At 37.3% G+C, this 18,209-nt stretch carries 16 protein-coding genes and 3 CRISPR repeat arrays; of the genes, 10 read left to right on the top strand and 6 right to left on the bottom strand.

Translation table 11 applies throughout. From position 1 onward, the window contains the following. Together J3U16_RS05735 and J3U16_RS05730 are read right to left on the bottom strand one after the other, a co-directional pair. Positions 1-813: a MetQ/NlpA family ABC transporter substrate-binding protein gene (locus J3U16_RS05735; protein WP_065733890.1), complete on the bottom strand. Its 813-nt coding sequence runs from the start codon at positions 811-813 to the stop codon at positions 1-3. After that, positions 798-1,973 (bottom strand): pyridoxal phosphate-dependent aminotransferase, encoded by a 1,176-nt coding sequence (locus J3U16_RS05730; protein ID WP_267342621.1) that lies wholly within the window; start codon positions 1,971-1,973, stop codon positions 798-800. The genes J3U16_RS05735 and J3U16_RS05730 overlap by 16 nt, the downstream gene beginning before the upstream one ends. Positions 1,974-2,285: 312 nt before the next feature. Beyond that, a CRISPR array of direct repeats spans positions 2,286-2,613; the repeat unit is 28 nt; unit sequence GGTTTATGCCGTGTAGGCAGTTTAGAAA. A gap of 702 nt (positions 2,614-3,315) precedes the next feature. Here J3U16_RS05730 and J3U16_RS05725 point away from each other — a divergent pair. Both J3U16_RS05725 and J3U16_RS05720 read left to right on the top strand, forming a co-directional pair. Next, on the top strand, positions 3,316-4,521 hold the full coding sequence (locus tag J3U16_RS05725; protein WP_267342620.1) for a hypothetical protein: 1,206 nt from the start codon (positions 3,316-3,318) through the stop codon (positions 4,519-4,521). Between the two features lie 357 nt (positions 4,522-4,878). Then, a CRISPR array of direct repeats spans positions 4,879-5,146; the repeat unit is 28 nt; unit sequence GGTTTATGCCGTGTAGGCAGTTTAGAAA. A 246-nt stretch (positions 5,147-5,392) separates the two neighbouring features. After that, on the top strand, positions 5,393-5,716 hold the full coding sequence (locus J3U16_RS05720) for a Grx4 family monothiol glutaredoxin (protein ID WP_416380745.1): 324 nt from the start codon (positions 5,393-5,395) through the stop codon (positions 5,714-5,716). 56 nt (positions 5,717-5,772) lie between these two features. On the opposite strand, the gene rnt is transcribed toward J3U16_RS05720, so the two are convergent. After that, the gene (gene rnt / locus J3U16_RS05715; protein ID WP_065563336.1) at positions 5,773-6,420 is read right to left on the bottom strand and encodes a ribonuclease T; all 648 of its coding nucleotides are present in this window, start codon (positions 6,418-6,420) and stop codon (positions 5,773-5,775) included. 426 nt (positions 6,421-6,846) lie between these two features. Here rnt and J3U16_RS05710 point away from each other — a divergent pair, with 426 nt between their 5' ends. The 7 genes from J3U16_RS05710 to cysZ all read left to right on the top strand — a co-directional run bounded on the left by J3U16_RS05710 (position 6,847) and on the right by cysZ (position 13,541). Then, complete coding sequence (locus tag J3U16_RS05710) at positions 6,847-7,605, top strand: Nif3-like dinuclear metal center hexameric protein (RefSeq protein WP_267339319.1); 759 nt, start codon at positions 6,847-6,849, stop codon at positions 7,603-7,605. A 96-nt stretch (positions 7,606-7,701) separates the two neighbouring features. Next, positions 7,702-8,580 (top strand): 4-hydroxy-tetrahydrodipicolinate synthase, encoded by an 879-nt coding sequence (gene dapA, locus J3U16_RS05705; protein WP_065563334.1) that lies wholly within the window; start codon positions 7,702-7,704, stop codon positions 8,578-8,580. A gap of 34 nt (positions 8,581-8,614) precedes the next feature. Continuing rightward, entirely contained in the window at positions 8,615-9,364 is a 750-nt protein-coding gene (gene bamC, locus J3U16_RS05700) for an outer membrane protein assembly factor BamC (RefSeq protein ID WP_267342618.1), read from the top strand. Positions 9,365-9,615: 251 nt separating this feature from the next. After that, positions 9,616-10,326, top strand: a complete 711-nt coding sequence (gene purC / locus J3U16_RS05695) for a phosphoribosylaminoimidazolesuccinocarboxamide synthase (protein ID WP_065733895.1) — start codon at positions 9,616-9,618, stop codon at positions 10,324-10,326. Further along, entirely contained in the window at positions 10,326-10,781 is a 456-nt protein-coding gene (locus J3U16_RS05690; RefSeq protein WP_065563331.1) for a DUF441 domain-containing protein, read from the top strand. The genes purC and J3U16_RS05690 overlap by 1 nt, the downstream gene beginning before the upstream one ends. 3 nt (positions 10,782-10,784) lie before the next feature. After that, complete coding sequence (locus tag J3U16_RS05685; RefSeq protein WP_267342617.1) at positions 10,785-12,650, top strand: tRNA(Met) cytidine acetyltransferase TmcA domain-containing protein; 1,866 nt, start codon at positions 10,785-10,787, stop codon at positions 12,648-12,650. Positions 12,651-12,755: 105 nt separating this feature from the next. After that, positions 12,756-13,541, top strand: a complete 786-nt coding sequence (gene cysZ / locus J3U16_RS05680; RefSeq protein ID WP_065563329.1) for a sulfate transporter CysZ — start codon at positions 12,756-12,758, stop codon at positions 13,539-13,541. Position 13,542: 1 nt separating this feature from the next. Here cysZ and J3U16_RS05675 read toward each other — a convergent pair whose 3' ends face one another. The 3 genes from J3U16_RS05675 to J3U16_RS05665 are packed head-to-tail and all read right to left on the bottom strand — an operon-like array spanning position 13,543 to position 15,274. Next, a complete protein-coding gene (locus J3U16_RS05675) occupies positions 13,543-13,728 on the bottom strand; it encodes a YpfN family protein (RefSeq protein WP_065563328.1) in 186 nt (61 codons plus the stop codon). A gap of 48 nt (positions 13,729-13,776) precedes the next feature. Further along, positions 13,777-14,904: a succinyl-diaminopimelate desuccinylase gene (gene dapE / locus J3U16_RS05670; RefSeq protein WP_267342616.1), complete on the bottom strand. Its 1,128-nt coding sequence runs from the start codon at positions 14,902-14,904 to the stop codon at positions 13,777-13,779. Positions 14,905-14,917: 13 nt separating this feature from the next. After that, positions 14,918-15,274 carry an ArsC family reductase gene (locus tag J3U16_RS05665; protein WP_267342614.1) on the bottom strand — a complete coding sequence of 119 codons (357 nt, stop codon included), beginning with the start codon at positions 15,272-15,274 and terminating at the stop codon, positions 14,918-14,920. A gap of 281 nt (positions 15,275-15,555) precedes the next feature. Further along, positions 15,556-16,063: direct repeats of the CRISPR family, unit length 28 nt; unit sequence GGTTCATGCCGAGTAGGCAGTTTAGAAA. 635 nt (positions 16,064-16,698) lie between these two features. On the opposite strand from J3U16_RS05665, the gene J3U16_RS05660 reads away from it, so the two are divergent. Continuing rightward, positions 16,699-18,009 (top strand): hypothetical protein, encoded by a 1,311-nt coding sequence (locus J3U16_RS05660; RefSeq protein ID WP_267338948.1) that lies wholly within the window; start codon positions 16,699-16,701, stop codon positions 18,007-18,009. Positions 18,010-18,209 lie beyond the last annotated feature (200 nt).

Below are 18,209 nucleotides of genomic sequence, written 5' to 3'. Positions count from 1 at the left end.
TTAAAATAACTGATAATCAGGTTTTTGGAAGGTATAGAAAATACCGTTTTTATCATTAATTACTTGAGCAAATTCTGGTGATTTAAGCACGTCGATAATGTCTTTACCTAATGTATCTTTTGATTCAGTGCGAATCGCAATAACATTTTTATGATCTTTATCTAACACTTCATGATAAAGCGCCTTAGAAAGATCTAAACCCGCACCAATTGCATAATTACCATTAACCACTGACAATGCAACATTGTCAAGCGAACGTGGAGTTTGTGGTGCTTCAATTGGCACAATCTCTAAACCATAACGGTTTTCGATAATATTTTTAGGGGTTAAATTGTTTTTATCTACATTTGGATCAAGCTTAATCAACCCAGCTGCTTCTAAAATGCGTAAAGCGCGAGCTTCGTTAGTCACATCACTTGAAATAGTCACTTGATCGCCTTGTTTTAATTGCGAAAAGTCAGTAATTTTATTTGAATAAATTCCTGCGCCAGCTGTTGGTACAAAACCAATCGCCATAATATCTAAATTACGCGCTTGCTTAAAATTATTAAGATAAGTTAAATGTTGAAATAAATTAACATCAATATCTCTATTTGCTAATGCTAAGTTTGGTTGAACATAATCGCTAAATTCACGAATTTCGATATGGTAACCTTTCTTTTCTAATCCAGGCGCAATAGCTTGTTTAAACATGTCGCCATAAGGACCAGCTGCAACACCAACTGTAATTTGATTCTCTTTTTTAGCATTATCACAGCCAGTTAATACTGAAGTTAAAATGACTAAACTTGCCACAATTAATTTTTTAAACATAATAATTTTTCCTTAAGTTTGGATAATCTTTCTAAAGCTGCAATCAGCGTTGGTTCTTGTTTAGCAAAATGGAAACGAATATAACGATATTCAGGATGTTTAAAAAAGGCCGACCCCGGTACAGCCGCTACGCCGACTTCTTTAATTAACCATTCGCAAAATTCAAAATCGGTCTTAAATGGATTAAACGCCGAAATATCTACTAAAACATAATACGCACCTTGAGGCTCATAATAAGCAAGGCCCAACTCATCTAATCCGTTCAAAAATAAACGGCGCTTAGCAGTGTAAGTTTCGGTCAATTGTTGATAATAATCATCCCCTAAAGCTAATCCAGCACAAGCTGCTTTTTGTAGTGGAGCAGCAGCACCAACGGTAAGAAAATCATGGATCATCTTACAACCATTTATAATCCTTTTATCAGCAATAATATAACCAAGGCGCCAACCGGTTATCGAATAGGTTTTCGACAACGAGCTACAACAAATAGTCCGCTCTTTCATATTTGGAAAACTTGCCAAATAAAGATGTTTATGCGGAGCATAAACCATATGCTCATACACTTCATCGGTAATAAGGTAGGCATCAAACTCAATCGCCAATTGACTTATATAATCAAGCTCATCCTTAGTAAATACCTTGCCACAAGGATTGCTAGGATTACATAAAATCAGCGCCTTAGCGCCTTGCTCAAACGCTTCACGAAGTTGCTGTTTATCAAATTCAAATGTCGGCGGGATCAAAGGTACATAAATTGGGGTGGCATCAGAAAGAATGGCGTCCGCTCCGTAATTCTCATAAAACGGCGAAAAGATAATAACTTTATCTTTTGGATTACAAACCGTCATTACCGCACACATCATCGCCTCGGTACTACCACAAGTTACCAACACGTTTTCCTCTGGGTTGATATCAATTTGCATTAACTTTTGTTGCTTTTTAGCTAACAGACGCCGAAACTCAGCCGAACCCCAAGTGATCTCATATTGATGAGGACCACAATCGGCAGCTTGTTTTAACGCATCGATTAAAGGTTTCGGCGGATCAAAATCTGGAAACCCCTGTGACAAATTGATAGCTTGATATTGATTAGCGATCCGAGTCATCCGACGGATAACCGAATCGGAAAAGTGATCGAGTCGATTGGCTAGTTTATGCATTGTTTTTTATATATTAAAATTATGAAGTTGGAGATTATAATATAAAATCTTTCTATGACGGTTAAATAATATATTTATATATAGTTATACTTTTTTCTTATAACGCAGTCGAAAATAGCGACTAGATTTTAAAAAAGTTGAGGAGCGGGGTTTTTTAATCTCCAAAAAATATTATTTTTATAACTCTTTTTTTAATCAAAAATAAAATAATTAAAAATCATAATATTAAAAAGGTATTAAAAAAAAGGGTTTTTAAAACTCCAAATGCCCTTTGCCTTTTTGCAAACAACGATTATAGTATGTCTTGTTCTAGGTTTATGCCGTGTAGGCAGTTTAGAAAATTTGCATTGCGTCCATTAGGTGAACGACCTGGGTTTATGCCGTGTAGGCAGTTTAGAAAAAAGAGGTACGCACAAAGGTACGCGCGGAAAAGGTTTATGCCGTGTAGGCAGTTTAGAAATATCGTTGGCACACCTAAACAACGTTTGATCGGGTTTATGCCGTGTAGGCAGTTTAGAAATATTTATGAGGTAGGTGAACTAGTCAATTTTAGGTTTATGCCGTGTAGGCAGTTTAGAAAAGTTCTGCCTCGGGAAAATAAATATTTTTATGGGTTTATGCCGTGTAGGCAGTTAATAAAATATAATTTTCGAATCAATCAACTCAAGTCAGTTTATTCAATGCAGATAATATCCCGTTTCTTAAAAAGTTGAGGAACGGGTTTTTGGGGGGTTAAATCCGCCCTAAATAAAACTTTTATAGGGTTAAAAATGAGGGTTTTTAGTGAGTGATAAATTTGATATTGATCAAATAGCAAATAGTTTATCTAATGATTATCTTTAGATCTTTCCTGATCCTCTTTACAAAGATTAACGATCTTAAACGCAAAAAATATTGCGTTATATTTTTCGGGTCACTATACTTTGAGATCATTTTAGCTGAGTAGCTAAAAATCAGCAATAAATATAAAATTGCAAATAAATCATAAATTTAATTGACAAGGTAGTCTAAATGCATTATAATTTTCAACAGGCAACAGGCAACTTGGCCAACCTATAATTTAAATTCGCCTAATTTAAACTCTCAACCTCTTTTTTTTCACTCCAGTTTATTAATCGACGAAAATTTAAGATCGCGTAGTCGATCGTTGCGTCTATCGTTACTTCGATCGCCATTTGGATCAATCCGATCATCTCTCGGATCTAAATTATTCCGACTGATCTTTTTACCGCTAAGCTTTTTGTTAATACCTTTTTATTCCAGCTATGCATTAACCTCTAAAACCTCAAATCTGATTCACGGAAATGCTCCGTATTTAACGTTTGATGGTGGTTATACAAGAGTGACAAACACTGACGGTCTGCTTGGTATTACATTATCTAACGGTACACAATATACGCCTTCAACCAATCCTTCATCTACTTCAGCACCAATCGTCTTGCCCGTTGCAGGTCAGAGTTTTGCCGATATAGGTATGTTGGTTCCTACTGATACTAATTCAGTCGCTTTAAGTTCTCTTATCGGTCCGCCTTATAATTATTGGGGAGATGATGATGGTGATGGAGATATCAGTGCGACCGGCTCTTTAAATTTATCTATCGTCGATAAAAATGGGCAATCAGTATCACGTAATGCAGTACCAAAAATCTGTAATGCACCTTATCAAGTAAAATTAACCAATACAGATGGTATATTAAGCACACGTTATGGTCTTCCAAGTCATAGTAGCTTTAGTGCAAGTAATGTGACCTATTATATCAATCCTAATCCATCGCCAACGGTTTGTTTTGCAAGGCCTAACCTATTGTATGGTAAGAACAAGGAGAATAATTGGCCACTAGATTTTAGCGGTCCTTCTTCGATTTGGGACCCGGATAATGGTTTTCTTCCTCAATCATCTTACGGTTTAAACTTTCCGACTACTGGTGCTCATGGTTTGTACTTCGATTTAGTCATTTCGGATAGTAATCAGGTATTGTCTTGGTCTCCTGTTTCTCAGGGAGGGATAACCGCTACTATGAGCAATTCCACAAGTACAGGTGTTCGAGTTACATTAACAGGTCCTTTCGCCACTGAGTCCCAACAAGATTCTGGCTTTCCAGGTCCAATACCTAAGCCACCTTTACCTCTGACCTTTGAATTAGTCGGTCGCGATAGTCAAGGTAATGCAATTGTTAAATATGGTTTTACGCTAAAGCAGTGGTTCGTTAACCGTGGTACTGGCTATGAGGACTTTTATCCTGATCTTGCCTTTTGGTGTAACAATTTAGGTTATCGCGTATCACGCGTAAGTGATTTAACTAATTCAAATCATCGTATGGGCGCAATCCCTTCGTCATCGGGCAATCATTATCAGCGTCGCATTGGTTCAGGTTTTTTCACGGAGTGGGGCAAAATGGACGATTACTCAGGAGCTGACTTCATAAGTGCTTACTATTGGACTAGTGATCTGGATGCTAATCGCAATTTTATTGTGTACGCACTCAACGGTTATGTGAATTCGTACCAAAATGACGCAAATAACGGCGGACTTTGTACTTATCCTTAGTTCTTATTTCTTCATCCTTAATCTTTAGGTCGGGGGTTGGAGTGATAAAAATAGTATTAAGTGATTAAAAGTAAGCTACGAGTCAACGTCGTTTAGCCATAAAAAGCGATTTTGTGGCTTAGCGACGTTTGAATAACCCGCTTAGGCGGGTTTATTTTTGAGGTGTTTTATCGCAAAAAAGTTGAGGAACGGGGTTTTCTAAGCCCCCAAAAATATTATTTTTATAACCCTTTTTTTAATCAAAAAATAAAATAATTAAAAATCATAACGTTAAAAAAATATTTAAAAAAAGGTTTTTTAAAACTCCAAATGCCCTTTGCCTTTTTGCAAACAATGATTATAGTATGTCTTGTTCTAGGTTTATGCCGTGTAGGCAGTTTAGAAATCAAATGAGGGCAGGAAGTGGATGTAATGTAAGGTTTATGCCGTGTAGGCAGTTTAGAAATGTGCCATTCGAAGAAACCGTACCAACACCCTGGTTTATGCCGTGTAGGCAGTTTAGAAAATCTTTCATATCAGAACTAACAAATGGTAAGGGGTTTATGCCGTGTAGGCAGTTTAGAAAATTACCGGGTCCGTTGTTTCCAACTGATAAACGGTTCATGCCGTGTAGGCAGTTTATAAAATAAAATTTTCGAATCAATCAATACCAGTCCGTTTATTCAGTGCAGATAATATCCCGTTTCTTAAAAAGTTGAGGAGCGGGGTTTTTGAATTATCATTTTTATTAAAAATCCCCCTCAATCTGAAATATCTAATTTATCTATTAGAGTGAAAGCTGAAATCTATATAACCTAGTTAACTTTCTACGTTAAAATAACTAACTTTATTTTTTATCGCAAATTAAAGGACAAACCTAATGACAACCGAATTGACAACGCTTGATAAGATTAAACGCCAAATTGCCGAAAATCCGATTATTCTTTATATGAAAGGTTCGCCAAAATTGCCAAGTTGTGGTTTTTCAGCTCAAGCTGTGCAGGTGTTATCGCAATGTGGTGTGCCGTTTGCGTATGTTGATATTTTACAAAATCCAGATATTCGTGCTGAATTGCCAAAATTTGCTAACTGGCCGACCTTTCCACAACTTTGGGTTGAAGGGGAGTTGATTGGTGGTTGTGATATTATGTTAGAGATGTTTCAAACAGGTGAACTACAAACCTTGATCAAAGAGACGGCAGAAAATCATAAATAATAATGTTGAGAAAGAGAGCGCTAAGCTCTCTTTTTTTTATATTTTTTATATTTTGACTATTCTTCTGTTTTCGGCTCGACTAAAGGCCAGCCACCTAATCGTTTAAAACGGTTAACGATTTCACAAAATAAAATAGCCGTCTTTTCGGTATCATAAAGAGCTGAATGTGCTTGTTTATGATCGAACGGGATATTTGCCGTTTCGCAGGCTTTAGCCAGAACTGTTTGCCCAAAGACTAAACCACAAAGTGATGCCGTATCAAAAGTCGCAAAAGGGTGGAAAGGGTTGCGTTTAATACCCACTCTTTCAGCCGCAGTCATCAAAAAACTGTGATCAAAATGCGCATTATGTGCCACTATTACAGCACGGGTACAGTCATTGGCTTTGATTCCGGTGCGAACTAATTTAAAGATTGCCTCAATTGCCTCTTTCTCATCAACCGCGCCTCGTAACGGATTATTGGGATCAATGCCGTTAAAAGCTAACGCTGTTGGCTCTAAAATAGCATCGGCAAAGGGATTGACATTAAATTGCAATGTTTTATCAGGCTCGAGCCAGCCGTCATCTGTCATTTTAAGCGTAATGGCTGCGATTTCTAAAATAGCATTGAGTTTTGGATCAAATCCGGAGGTTTCTATATCGATAACCACGGGATAAAATCCTCGAAAGCGTTCACAAAGTTTTGGCACAATAGTTAGTCTTATCTATCTAAAATGAGAGGTATTATGCCAGTTTTTACTTTTTTCGCCTAGTTTTACCTACTTAAATCAATTAAGTTTTTAACTTAGTATGACGAGGTAATCCTCTTAAGTTTTATTCTCTATAGACGTTATTTGCCTCTTACTTATCCTATTTTGCTTTGCTACAAATTTTACTACTGTGCGTTAAATCTATATTAAGCATGTTGTCCCGAAATCTAAACTAGTCAAGTAAGTGATTAAATTTGAGACTTAATCTTGAATAAGCAGGATGGTAAAAAACTTAAAATAATTGTTTAATTAATCATAATATCGGGTGAGATATTGCGAGAAAGCGACTATAATTAGCGCCAAACAAAAGGGCGAAAAGTTTTTATCTTAAGCATTTTGTTAAGACTGTTTTAGTTTAATTCTAAGGTTTGCGAGGGCATTGTGCATAATTTCGAACTTCAACACATCATTGATACACATCTGCAAGTGACACGATATCGTGACTATGCGCCAAATGGTTTGCAAGTTCAAGGTCGACCGGAGATTAGCAAAATTGTGACAGGGGTAACGGCTTGTCAGTTATTGTTAGATAAAGCGGTCGAGCTAAATGCTGATGCGATTCTTGTTCATCATGGCTATTTTTGGAAAAATGAGCCAGAGACAATTACTGGCATAAAGTATCATCGAATGAAGACGTTACTTAGCCATGATATCAATTTATATAGTTATCATCTTCCATTAGATGGTCATCCAGTATTGGGTAATAATGTGTTGCTTGGGCAAATGTTTGATATTACGGTTGATGCGCGTGATGATATTACCGATTTGCTTTTTAAAGGCACGTTAGCGAATCCGTTAACCGCAATTGAATTTAAACAGCTACTTGAACAGAAGCTACATAATGGTCGCCATTCAGTTTTATTTTGTGGTGATAATGCCCCAGCAGTGATTAAGCGAGTTGCATGGTGTAGTGGTGGTGGTCAGGATTATATTGAAACGGCTGCTCAGCAAGGCTTTGATGCTTTTTTTACTGGAGAAGTATCAGAACGAACCATTCACATTGCCCGTGAATACGGTATCAATTTTTATGCTTGCGGACATCATGCCACAGAGCGATATGGTATAAAAACATTAGGAGAATGGTTATCGACTAACCATGGCTTAGAAACTATTTTTATCGATATTGATAATCCTGCATAACAAAAGTTGAATTTAAATAAGAAATATCGCATACTTATTCGCAGTTTTTTTAATCTTTAAGTTGTTTTATAAACACAGAATATGAGAGGTCGCTTTATGTTTACAGGAAGTCTGGTCGCACTTGTTACTCCAATGGATACGAAAGGAAATGTGGACCATGTAAGCCTAAAAAAAATGGTCGAATATCATATTGAAAATGGCACATCTGCTATTGTATCAGTAGGAACTACTGGCGAATCAGCAACGCTTGATCATCATGAGCACATTGATGTTATTAAACGCACTATTGATTATGCAGATGGTCGAATTGATATTATTGCTGGCACAGGTTCAAATGCCACCAAAGAAGCGATCGAATTAACTCGTCAAGTTGAAAATATCGGTGTAGTAGGTTGCTTAACGGTAGCGCCTTACTACAATAAACCAACGCAAGAAGGTTTATACCAACACTTCAAAGCTATTGCAGAAAGTTCTCCATTACCTCAAATTATTTATAATGTTCCTGGTCGTACTTGCAGTGACATTAAACCAGAAACTGTCGGTCGATTAGCTAAAATTAAAAACATTGTTGCGTTAAAAGATGCAACGGGTGATCTGTCTCGCGTTTACAAAACTCGTAAATTAGTTGGCGAAGATTTTAAGCTATTAAGTGGTGATGATGCGACTTTCTTAGACTTTATCATTTTAGGTGGTGATGGTGTTATCTCGGTAACCGCTAACGTAGCAGCGAAACAAGTTGCAACCGTTTGTGAATTGGCATTTAATAACCAAATCCAACAAGCACGCACGTTAAACGATACTTTAATGGGTCTTCATACTCATCTATTTATTGAACCAAACCCAACGCCAGCAAAATGGGCGTGTACTCGTTTAGGTTTAATGGCAAACGGTACTATACGTTTACCATTAGTGCCATTGAGTGATGCTTCTATTCCTGTAGTTGAACAAGCATTAAAAGATGCTAAATTAATTTAAAATTGACTATAACCTTACTTAAAAGCAGAAATCTATGTTGAATAAAACTGAATTGAAAAGCAATGCCTTTAAAAAACTAGCTGTTTTATCGGTTATTACATCGATGTTTATGGTTGGATGTAGTAGCGATCAAAGTTATAAACGAGAGGTTGATGGCAATGAAGATTACCTCAATTCGCCCGCTTTAAAAGCGTTAATTATTCCTGAAGGTGTTTCTGTTCCAGTTGAATCTGGTGATTTTTATGTGGACAACAACAAAATTGATGGTGCCGTTGGTAAACAACTTGATATTCGTCCACCAACATTAGCTATTGCAACTATCCCAGAATCTTTTGTACATCATGAACAAAACACTGTTACCTTTAACGTGCCAGTTAGTTATGGTGTATGGAATAATATTCCAAATACGTTGAATAAACAAAATATACTGGTTAGTTCAAGCGATAGTAAAACCATTAAAACAAATAATGCAATTATTTCCCGCCAAGATGAACAACAACCGGTTGAGGCTTCTTTTGTCTTTACCCGCCAAAATTTAGGCGCAACAGAAACTATCACTATCGTATTAAGTTCATTAACGCGTAGTGGTGAAAATCTTATGTCACAACCGATCGAAGTTCAGCGTTATGTAGTTGGATTATTTAATCAAATAATGGATGATGTCGCACCTGAATCGCTACGAACTGTGCCGGTTAAAACAGATGAAAAAGAGTCAGATACAAATAAAGAGCTGAAAGAAGATCTTAAAGACAGTATCAGAGATAGCATCAGAAATGATCGCTAATTTAACGATTAGATAATCTTTCATCTAAATGAGTTAAAACCGCGTAAAGCCGATTTTAACCCAATAGCGGAGTAACTTACCTTTGCTATATAAATGAATGTTTATAATTACAGTTTATAACTAAAGTTTATGACTACAGTTTATAAATACGGTTTATAGCGAACACTTATAACAGCAAGGTACTTGATTTGAAATTAAGGGGCGAATAGCTCCTTAATTATTTATTGGCAATTTGATATAAGGTTATAAACATGAAAAAGTTGGCTGAGCTTTATCGTGGTAAAGCAAAAACGGTTTACACCACTGACAACCCAGATCTATTAATCCTTGAATTTCGTAACGACACCTCGGCATTTGATGGACTGCGCATTGAGCAGTTAGATCGAAAGGGGATGGTCAATAATAAATTTAACTATTTTATTATGACCAAGTTACGTGAAGCAGGTATTCCAACTCAAGTTGAAGCCCTATTATCAGATAATGAAGTTTTAGTTAAAAAACTTGATATGGTGCCAGTTGAATGCGTCGTTCGTAATCGAGCTGCTGGTTCATTAGTAAAACGTTTAGGCGTTGAAGAAGGCAAAATCCTTAATCCTCCAACATTTGAACTTTTCTTAAAAAATGATGCTCTGCATGACCCTATGGTCAATGAGTCACACTGTAAAGCATTTGGCTGGGCAACGGATGAGCAGTTAGCAACAATGAAGGAACTTAGCTTTAAAATCAATACCGTGCTAACGGAGCTTTTTGATAAAGCCGGATTAATTTTAGTTGATTATAAATTAGAGTTTGGTCTATTTCATGGCGAAATCACATTAGGCGATGAGTTTTCACCAGATGGTTGCCGTTTATGGGAAAAAGAGACCTTGAAAAAAATGGATAAAGATCGCTTCCGTCAAGGTTTAGGTGGTGTGATTGAGGCCTACGAAGAGGTAGCCAAACGTATTGGTGTTCCACTTTAATGTTTGCCCAATTTGATATCTCCTTTTTTTTATTATTAGGTTTAGCTGCACTGTGTTATATCACGCATAATAACACAGTGACCTTTGCAGTATTGCTACTGTTGTTATTCAAATTAACACCGCTAGCAACCTATTTTCCGTTCTTAAATCAATATGGATTAACCATTGGCATTGTCATTTTAACGGCGGCTATGATGGTGCCTTTAGCGGATGGCTCGTTAAAAATTACCGATATTGTAAAATCATTCACCACCTGGCAATCGTTACTGGCTATTTTAGTTGGCATATTAGTCTCATGGTTAGGTACGCGTGGCATATCCTTAATTGGTGCTCATCCAACTATAATTAATGGCTTAATTATTGGTACACTTATTGGTGTTGCCTTTTTCAAAGGGATACCGGTTGGTCCATTGATTGCAGCAGGAATTTTATCCTTATTGATTGGAAAAAGTTAATCAATGATTAATAGCACCAGAAAGCTATGGGTGTTAAACGGTTCGCATCCCCAATTATTTAATCAAGTCAGCGCTATTATTCAACAGCACCCGGGCGATTGGCTTACAGTTACCACAAAAACAGATTTGCCCGAAGCGATTAGCCATCATATTCATCCCAATCAAACCAAATCATTACTTGGCAAAGAGTTTAAACATGCTATTTTCGATGCCACAGAAGGTTTTAATTTAGATGCTTTTGCGATGCTAGCCGGCACTTTAATCAAAGGTAGTGTGCTAATTTTATTACTGCCAGATGATTTGACCAATTGGATGGACCAAGATAGTTTGCGTTGGAATGAATCTACAAAGCCGATTCGTGTGCCCAATTTTGTTCAACATTTACAACAAACCTTATCAAAATTTGCCACAGAAAAGCCACCAGAGTTTACGCAGCAGGATGATGGGCAAAAGGATTTAACCGAGCAACAGTTAGTGCTGAACCAACTCCTAAAAAGCAATAGTCGTTTAAATATCTTAATGGCTAAACGAGGGCGCGGTAAATCAGCATTAGCTGGGCAATTTACTCATTATCATGAATGCTGGGTAACAGCACCGAATAAAAGTGCGCTAACGACTTTTTTTCAGTTTGCTAAACCAGGAACACCGTTTTATGCGCCAGATCAACTAATTGAAATGGTCGATCATCCATTTCCTGAGTGGTTGATCATTGATGAAGCGGCGATGATCCCATTGCCAATGTTGGAGCAACTGCTAAAGCTGTCACCATCGACTAAAATCCTATTGATCACAACGGTAGAAGGTTACGAAGGAACAGGGCAGGGGTTTTTATTAAAATTACTGGACAGGCAAATTTGCCAGCGATTTTATCTTAATTCGCCTATTCGTTGGCAAGATAACGATCAACTCGAACAACTTTGCGATAACTTATTGCTTAATGGCGTGATAAAATCGCAAACCAATGAGCAGGCTACGGTCTATTCGCTTAACGAAAGAACAGATATCGACCTACTTAAGTCTATCTACAATTTATTAAAAACGGCTCATTATCAAACAACCTTAGTTGATTTAAGACGACTATTTGATGCACAAAACTTAGCTGTTTGGCAGGCCAAAAAAGGTGATCAACTTATTGCTGGCGCAATTACGATTGATGAAGGTAATTTGACTGATGACTTAATCGATGCCGTTTGGAAAGGCACACGCCGACCAAAAGGCAATCTTGTCGCGCAATCATTGGTTGCACATGCTGGTGATAAACTAGCGGCAAAACTAAAATCGGTCAGAATTAACCGTATTGCGGTTATAGAGCCTTATCGACGTCAACATATTGCCCTGAAGTTGGTCGAACATATCTATCAACAAGCAATGAAAAATCACAACGATTTTGTCTCTGTCAGTTTTGCTTACAGCGCCGTTAATTATCAATTTTGGCATAATTGTGGCTTTACCTTAGTCCATATTGCCAGCCATAAACAAGCCAATTCTGGTAGTTATTCAATGATGGCAATCAAACCCATCACTCAGCAAGGTTATGAACTAAGCCAACGTTTAGCGGAAAATTTAAGGCGTAATAGCTATTGGCTTAATGCCATTATCGATTTACCTTTCAGTCAACTTATCACCATTGATGATCAGCAGGCGTTAACTCATCAAGATCTTCAGGATCTGCAAGGATTTTGTAATTATCATCGACCGTTTGAAGCAACTTATCCGGCACTGTGTCGTCTAAAACAGGCAACAAATGGTAAAATACCTTCACTATTATTACAAAGTAGTGAATCGATAAATAAACTACCAAGTCGAAATGAGATGATCCAAGCTATCAAACAAGAAGTAAAAACATGGCTTGAAAAATTATCAAACTGACCAAATAAAGATCAGCTAATTTACGATCAAAAAATGAAAAGTCAGTTGCCGTCAGATGAAAACTACGTTTAAAATGACGCCGATTTTAAATAAAAGGATCCTATTGTGTTAGAAAATAAATCACAACATTCCAATTCTAAATCAGGTATAGAATACTTTTTCCAAGGCTGGTCTTTAGCATTTAGTCCTGGTTTAAAACGCTTTGTATTTTTACCGTTGCTGGCTAATATCGTTATTATGTCAGCGCTATTTTATTGGTTTTTTGTTTCAATCACTGGCATGGTGGATTGGGGCTTATCGTTTATGCCAAGTTGGTTGCACTGGTTGGGCTACATCATTAGTGCTATTGTCATTTTAACTTTAACAATTTTATTTTGTTATTTTTTCAGTACGATAACCAACGTTATAGCTGCGCCTTTCAATGGTCTGCTGGCCGAACAGGTAGAAGCACAGCTCACCGGTGTACCTGCGCCTGATACCTCTTGGTTGAGTTTAATAAAAGACTTACCTCGCATCTTAAAGCGCGAGTTACAAAAATTTGGCTATTATTTATTATGGGCGATTCCGATATTGCTAACCTACTTGATTCCCATCATCGGGCAATCGGTTACTCCGATAGTGTGGTTTTTATTTACCGCTTGGCAGATTAACATCCAATATGCGGATTATGCCTTTGATAACCACAAAATCTCTTTTGAGCGTATGCGCCAATTATTAAGACAAGATCGCGCTGACAATCTGCTATTTGGTATGTTAATCAGCTTCTTTACCATGGTGCCATTATTGAATTTAATTATTATGCCAATTGCGGTTTGTGGCGCGACAGCGATGTGGGTTGATCGCTATCGTCACCAAGCTATTTTTGCAAGTAAAAGTCAGGACTTTCGATAATTTATTTTTGCTTAGGACGACTTGGCCAATCGTCGTCCTCATCATCAGAATAAGGGATAGGTTTTATCCCTTTCTTTTTTTCTAAATAGTGCTTATAGCTTAGTTTATTCAGTGCTTTAATTGTATTAATAAAGATCCCCACCAAAATAATAAGAATCACCCACCAATAATCTTTAAGCCACTCCATTTAAATCCCCTTGAGTTTTTAGCACAAAGCATGATCTCATATTAAAATCTATAGTAACTTTTCTAAAATATCGATATAGATAGCTTGTAATGTAATGACATCTTGGCAATTTACATTTTCATTCACTTTATGAATAGTTTTATTTAACACACCAAGCTCAATTACCTGACAACCTAACTTAGCAATAAAACGCCCGTCGGATGTTCCGCCACTGGTTGATAATTTGGTATCAATTTGTGTAAAGGCCTTAATTGCACTTGCTGCTGCATCAGTTAGCTCGCCTTGTGGTGTTAAAAATGGATGGCCGGACAAACGCCAATTTAACGTATAGTTTAAATGATGTTTTTGCAAAATCGCCTCGACTTTTGCTTTAATCATCTCATCGGTTAACTCACTGCTATAACGAAAATTAAATTGCACTGACAAATCACCAGGAACCACATTTTCAGCGCCGGTACCACCATTAATATTGGCTATTTGCATTGTCGTTTGTGGAAAATATTCATTACCATTATCCCAAACCGTCGTTACCAGTTCATTTAAAGCAGGCGCAAATTTATGCACCGGATTATCAGCAAGATGAGGATAAGCAACATGTCCCTGAATACCATGTACCACTAAATTGGCTGTCAAAGAGCCACGACGACCATTCTTAATCTGATCACCAAGAACACTATCACTTGAAGGCTCACCAACAATACAGTAATCGATCTGTTCTTGACGTTTAATCAGCAAATCAACCACTTTTACCGTGCCATCGGTTGCATCTGCTTCCTCATCGGAAGTCAGCAAAAACGCGATCCGACCAGTATGGTCAGGATATTTTTTAACAAATGTCTCAGCGGCACAAACCATAGCCGCTACGCCACTTTTCATATCGGCAGCGCCACGACCGTACAAGATACCGTTTTCATCAATAGTTGGTTCAAAAGGCGGGTAACACCATTTACTCTCATCACCGGCTGGCACCACATCAGTATGGCCGGCAAACATCAAGGTTTTACCACTACCATGGTAAGCCCAAAGGTTTTTCGTCTTACCAATATTGACCTCTTCAATCACAAAGCCTAACGGCTTTAGACGATCGATAATCATCTGCTGGCAGTTCTTATCATCGGGGCTTATTGATCTTTCAGCAATCAATGCTTTGGTTAGTGCAATAACAGGTTCAGTCATGGTGATCTCGATCTTATGATTTAGGTTTAACAAATTGCGAATAGCTCTCGTCAGAAAATCCCAACAAAGCCCTCTTACCATCAACAAGTAGTGGACGCTTTAAAATAGAAGGATTAGCTAACATAATCTTGATAGCGGCATCTTGATTATCAACTTGATTACGTACTGTCTCGTCAAGCTTACGCCAAGTCGTACCACGAGTATTTAACAAACTCTGCCAATCAACAAGTTTTAATAAATCACTTAACAACTCAACCGACAAACCATCGGTTTTATAATTATGAAATTGGTAATTGACTTGATGATCATTGAGCCACGTAAATGCTTTTTTCATGGTATCACAATTCTTAATTCCATAAATAATATACATAACTATTTGCCCTAAAATGAAAAGATAAATCGATTATAACAGCTAAAAAACAGCAAACAAAGGGAAAGCGGGTTTTGTAAAATGGATGATTTTTTGATAAAAAAGTTGAGGAGCGGGGTTTTCTAAACCCCAAAAAATATTATTTTTATAACCCTTTTTTTAATCAAAAAATAAAATAATTAAAAATCATAATGTTAAAAAGATATCAAAAAAAAGGGTTTTTAAAACTCCAAATGCCCTTTGCCTTTTTGCAAACAATGATTATAGTATATCTTGTTCTAGGTTCATGCCGAGTAGGCAGTTTAGAAAAATATAGTGATCTGGCCGCTTTTCTTGGATCGGGTTCATGCCGAGTAGGCAGTTTAGAAAAATGGCGATAATGCACCATTCATTGCGTCATCGGTTCATGCCGAGTAGGCAGTTTAGAAAACGCGGCCCGGGTACCGCCAATTTATATTTATGGTTCATGCCGAGTAGGCAGTTTAGAAAATCGTATTTCATTAGCTGATTGCAACAGTTTTGGTTCATGCCGAGTAGGCAGTTTAGAAACTTTGAAAAATATGCAAGCGAAACAAGATAAAGGTTCATGCCGAGTAGGCAGTTTAGAAATAAAATGTAAAGTACCAAATCAAAAATAATTAGGTTCATGCCGAGTAGGCAGTTTAGAAAATGATAACAAGTTCTCTGTTCGATTGCTGTTTGGTTCATGCCGAGTAGGCAGTTTAGAAATAAAAGCCCAACCAAACGAAGTCGCATCACATGGTTCATGCCGAGTAGGTAGTTAATAAAATATAATTTTCGAATCAATCAATGCCAGTCAGTTTATTCAGTGCAGATAATATCCCGTTTCTTAAAAAGTTGAGGAGTGGGGTTTTTGAGGTTCTAAATTTTACTTAAAAACGTTTAAATGATCACAATCACGATTTTAAACACTAAAATAAAATTTTTGAGGATCAATAACCTTAATTTTTTAAAGATTTGTAATGATAATATATTTAATTAAAACAGTAATTAACTAAATGTCGCCTAGATCCTTTTTAGATCATCTTTACGAAAGTTAACGCAATTGAGTGAAAAAAAGTGTTGCATCGTGTTTTTCCAATCACTATACTTTTTTAACAATTTTAGCAAAGAAGCTAAAATTTGATAAAAAAGTACAAAAGTGCAAATAAATCAAAAAATTACTTGACAGGGCAGTCTAAAATGCATTATAATTTTCAACAGGCAACAGGCAACAGGCAACATGGCCAACCTATAATTTAAATTCGTCTAAGTCCAGCTCCCAACTTAAATTTTTCACTGACGCTTATTTTTCTAATCAATCAAGTGAAATTCTGCGAATTTTCGCGCGATCCTTTTCTCGATGGTTTTTTAGATCCTTATATCTTCTACAATTATCCCGACGGATCCATTTAGATCTATTCGTGGTGTTTTTTCTTTCTTTTTCCTGTCATGCATTGACTTCACAGACGACAAAAAATCATATTGAGGGTAGTGCGCCGTATTTGACTTTCGACGGTGGTCGTACTCGTGTGGTTAATACTAACGATCTGCTTGGGATTACTTTATCTAATGGCTCAAGATACACACCTTCAAACAATACTTCATCTTCTTCAAGACCAATTGAGTTGTCTACTGCCGGTGAGAGTTTTGCTGATATTGGTATGCTGGTTCCCACTGATACTAATTCAGTCGCTTTAAGTTCTCTTATCGGTCCTCCTTATAATTATTGGGGGGATGATGATGGTGATTCTGGTGTTACAGCTACAGGTTCTTTAAGTTTATCTATCGTTGATAAATACAATCAAGCTGTATCACGTAGTAGTGTGCTAACAGTTTGTAACGCACCTTATCGTGTTACATTATCCAGTACTGACGGCACATTATCTACTCGTTACGGAGTTCCTAATCGTAGTAATTTCAGTGCCAGTATTGTGACTTATTACATTAATCCTAAGGTTACACCTGTAGTTTGTTTTGCCAGACCTAATACGGTGTTCGCTTCAGGTCCTTATGCTGGGCCGGCCTCGATGTGGGACCCTTATGATGGTTTTATTCCTCAGTCAACTGGTCCATCCTCTTACGGTAGAAACTTTCCTACTACTGGTGCTAACAATCTGTACTTTGATTTACTCATTGGTGGTGTTAATCAACCTTTGTATTGGTCTCTTGTTTCTCGTGGTGGTATCACTGCTACCATGACTAATTCTACTGCTACAAGCGTACGCGTTACTTTAATTGGTCCTTACGCTACTACATCCCAGCATAGTTCATCTAGTCCTGACAGTGTTTCTACTCCTTCTCTGCCTCAGACATTCGAGTTGGTTGGTCGTGACAATAATGGTAATCCAGTTATTAAATATGGTTTTACTTTGAAGCAGTGGTTTGTTCATCGTGGTGCGAAGAGGGACAATTATTCTAATATTTTATCTTGGTGTGATAGTATTGGTTATCGTCTTGTTAAGGTAAAGGATTTAACCAACGCTTCTCTTTCATCTAGTGTAGTTATCCCTGGCGCCACTCCTTCCTCACCTGGTAATCATATTATGCGTCATATAGGTTCTGGCTTTTTTACGGAGTGGGGCACTATGCCCCAGTATTCTGGTGCTGGCTTCCTCGATGGTTATTACTTGACTAGCGACCAGTATAATAGTGGTCACCAGTTTAGCGTGCGTACAATCTACGGTGATGCGAGGTCGAGCAACAACGACTACGGGCTTTGTGCCTATCCTTAGTATTTATTTCTTCGACCTTAATTCTTAGGGTAGGGTGGGGAAAGATAATATTAAGTTACTAAAAGTAAGCTGACTTTCAATGTTGCTGAGCTATAAAAAATCGATTTTGTGACTTAGCGAGACTTCAATTACCCGCCTCGGCGGGTTTATTTTTGAGGCGATTTTATCGCAAAAAAAGTTGAGGAGCGGGGTTTTTGAGG

Origin of the sequence: Gilliamella sp. B3023 (genome assembly GCF_026536845.1) — a bacterium.
Taxonomy (GTDB): domain Bacteria; phylum Pseudomonadota; class Gammaproteobacteria; order Enterobacterales; family Orbaceae; genus Gilliamella; species Gilliamella apicola_E.
This window is presented reverse-complemented; position numbering and strand designations above follow the sequence as displayed.

Bases quoted from the DNA above. Each gene is read 5' to 3' on its own strand.
- J3U16_RS05735 (WP_065733890.1), bottom strand. From the start codon at position 813: ATGTTTAAAAAATTAATTGTGGCAAGTTTAGTCATTTTAACTTCAGTA.
- J3U16_RS05730 (WP_267342621.1), bottom strand. From the start codon at position 1,973: ATGCATAAACTAGCCAATCGACTCGATCACTTTTCCGATTCGGTTATC.
- dapA (WP_065563334.1), top strand. From the start codon at position 7,702: ATGTTTACAGGAAGTCTGGTCGCACTTGTTACTCCAATGGATACGAAA.
- bamC (WP_267342618.1), top strand. From the start codon at position 8,615: ATGTTGAATAAAACTGAATTGAAAAGCAATGCCTTTAAAAAACTAGCT.
- purC (WP_065733895.1), top strand. From the start codon at position 9,616: ATGAAAAAGTTGGCTGAGCTTTATCGTGGTAAAGCAAAAACGGTTTAC.
- J3U16_RS05690 (WP_065563331.1), top strand. From the start codon at position 10,326: ATGTTTGCCCAATTTGATATCTCCTTTTTTTTATTATTAGGTTTAGCT.
- J3U16_RS05685 (WP_267342617.1), top strand. From the start codon at position 10,785: ATGATTAATAGCACCAGAAAGCTATGGGTGTTAAACGGTTCGCATCCC.
- J3U16_RS05675 (WP_065563328.1), bottom strand. From the start codon at position 13,728: ATGGAGTGGCTTAAAGATTATTGGTGGGTGATTCTTATTATTTTGGTG.
- dapE (WP_267342616.1), bottom strand. From the start codon at position 14,904: ATGACTGAACCTGTTATTGCACTAACCAAAGCATTGATTGCTGAAAGA.
- J3U16_RS05665 (WP_267342614.1), bottom strand. From the start codon at position 15,274: ATGTATATTATTTATGGAATTAAGAATTGTGATACCATGAAAAAAGCA.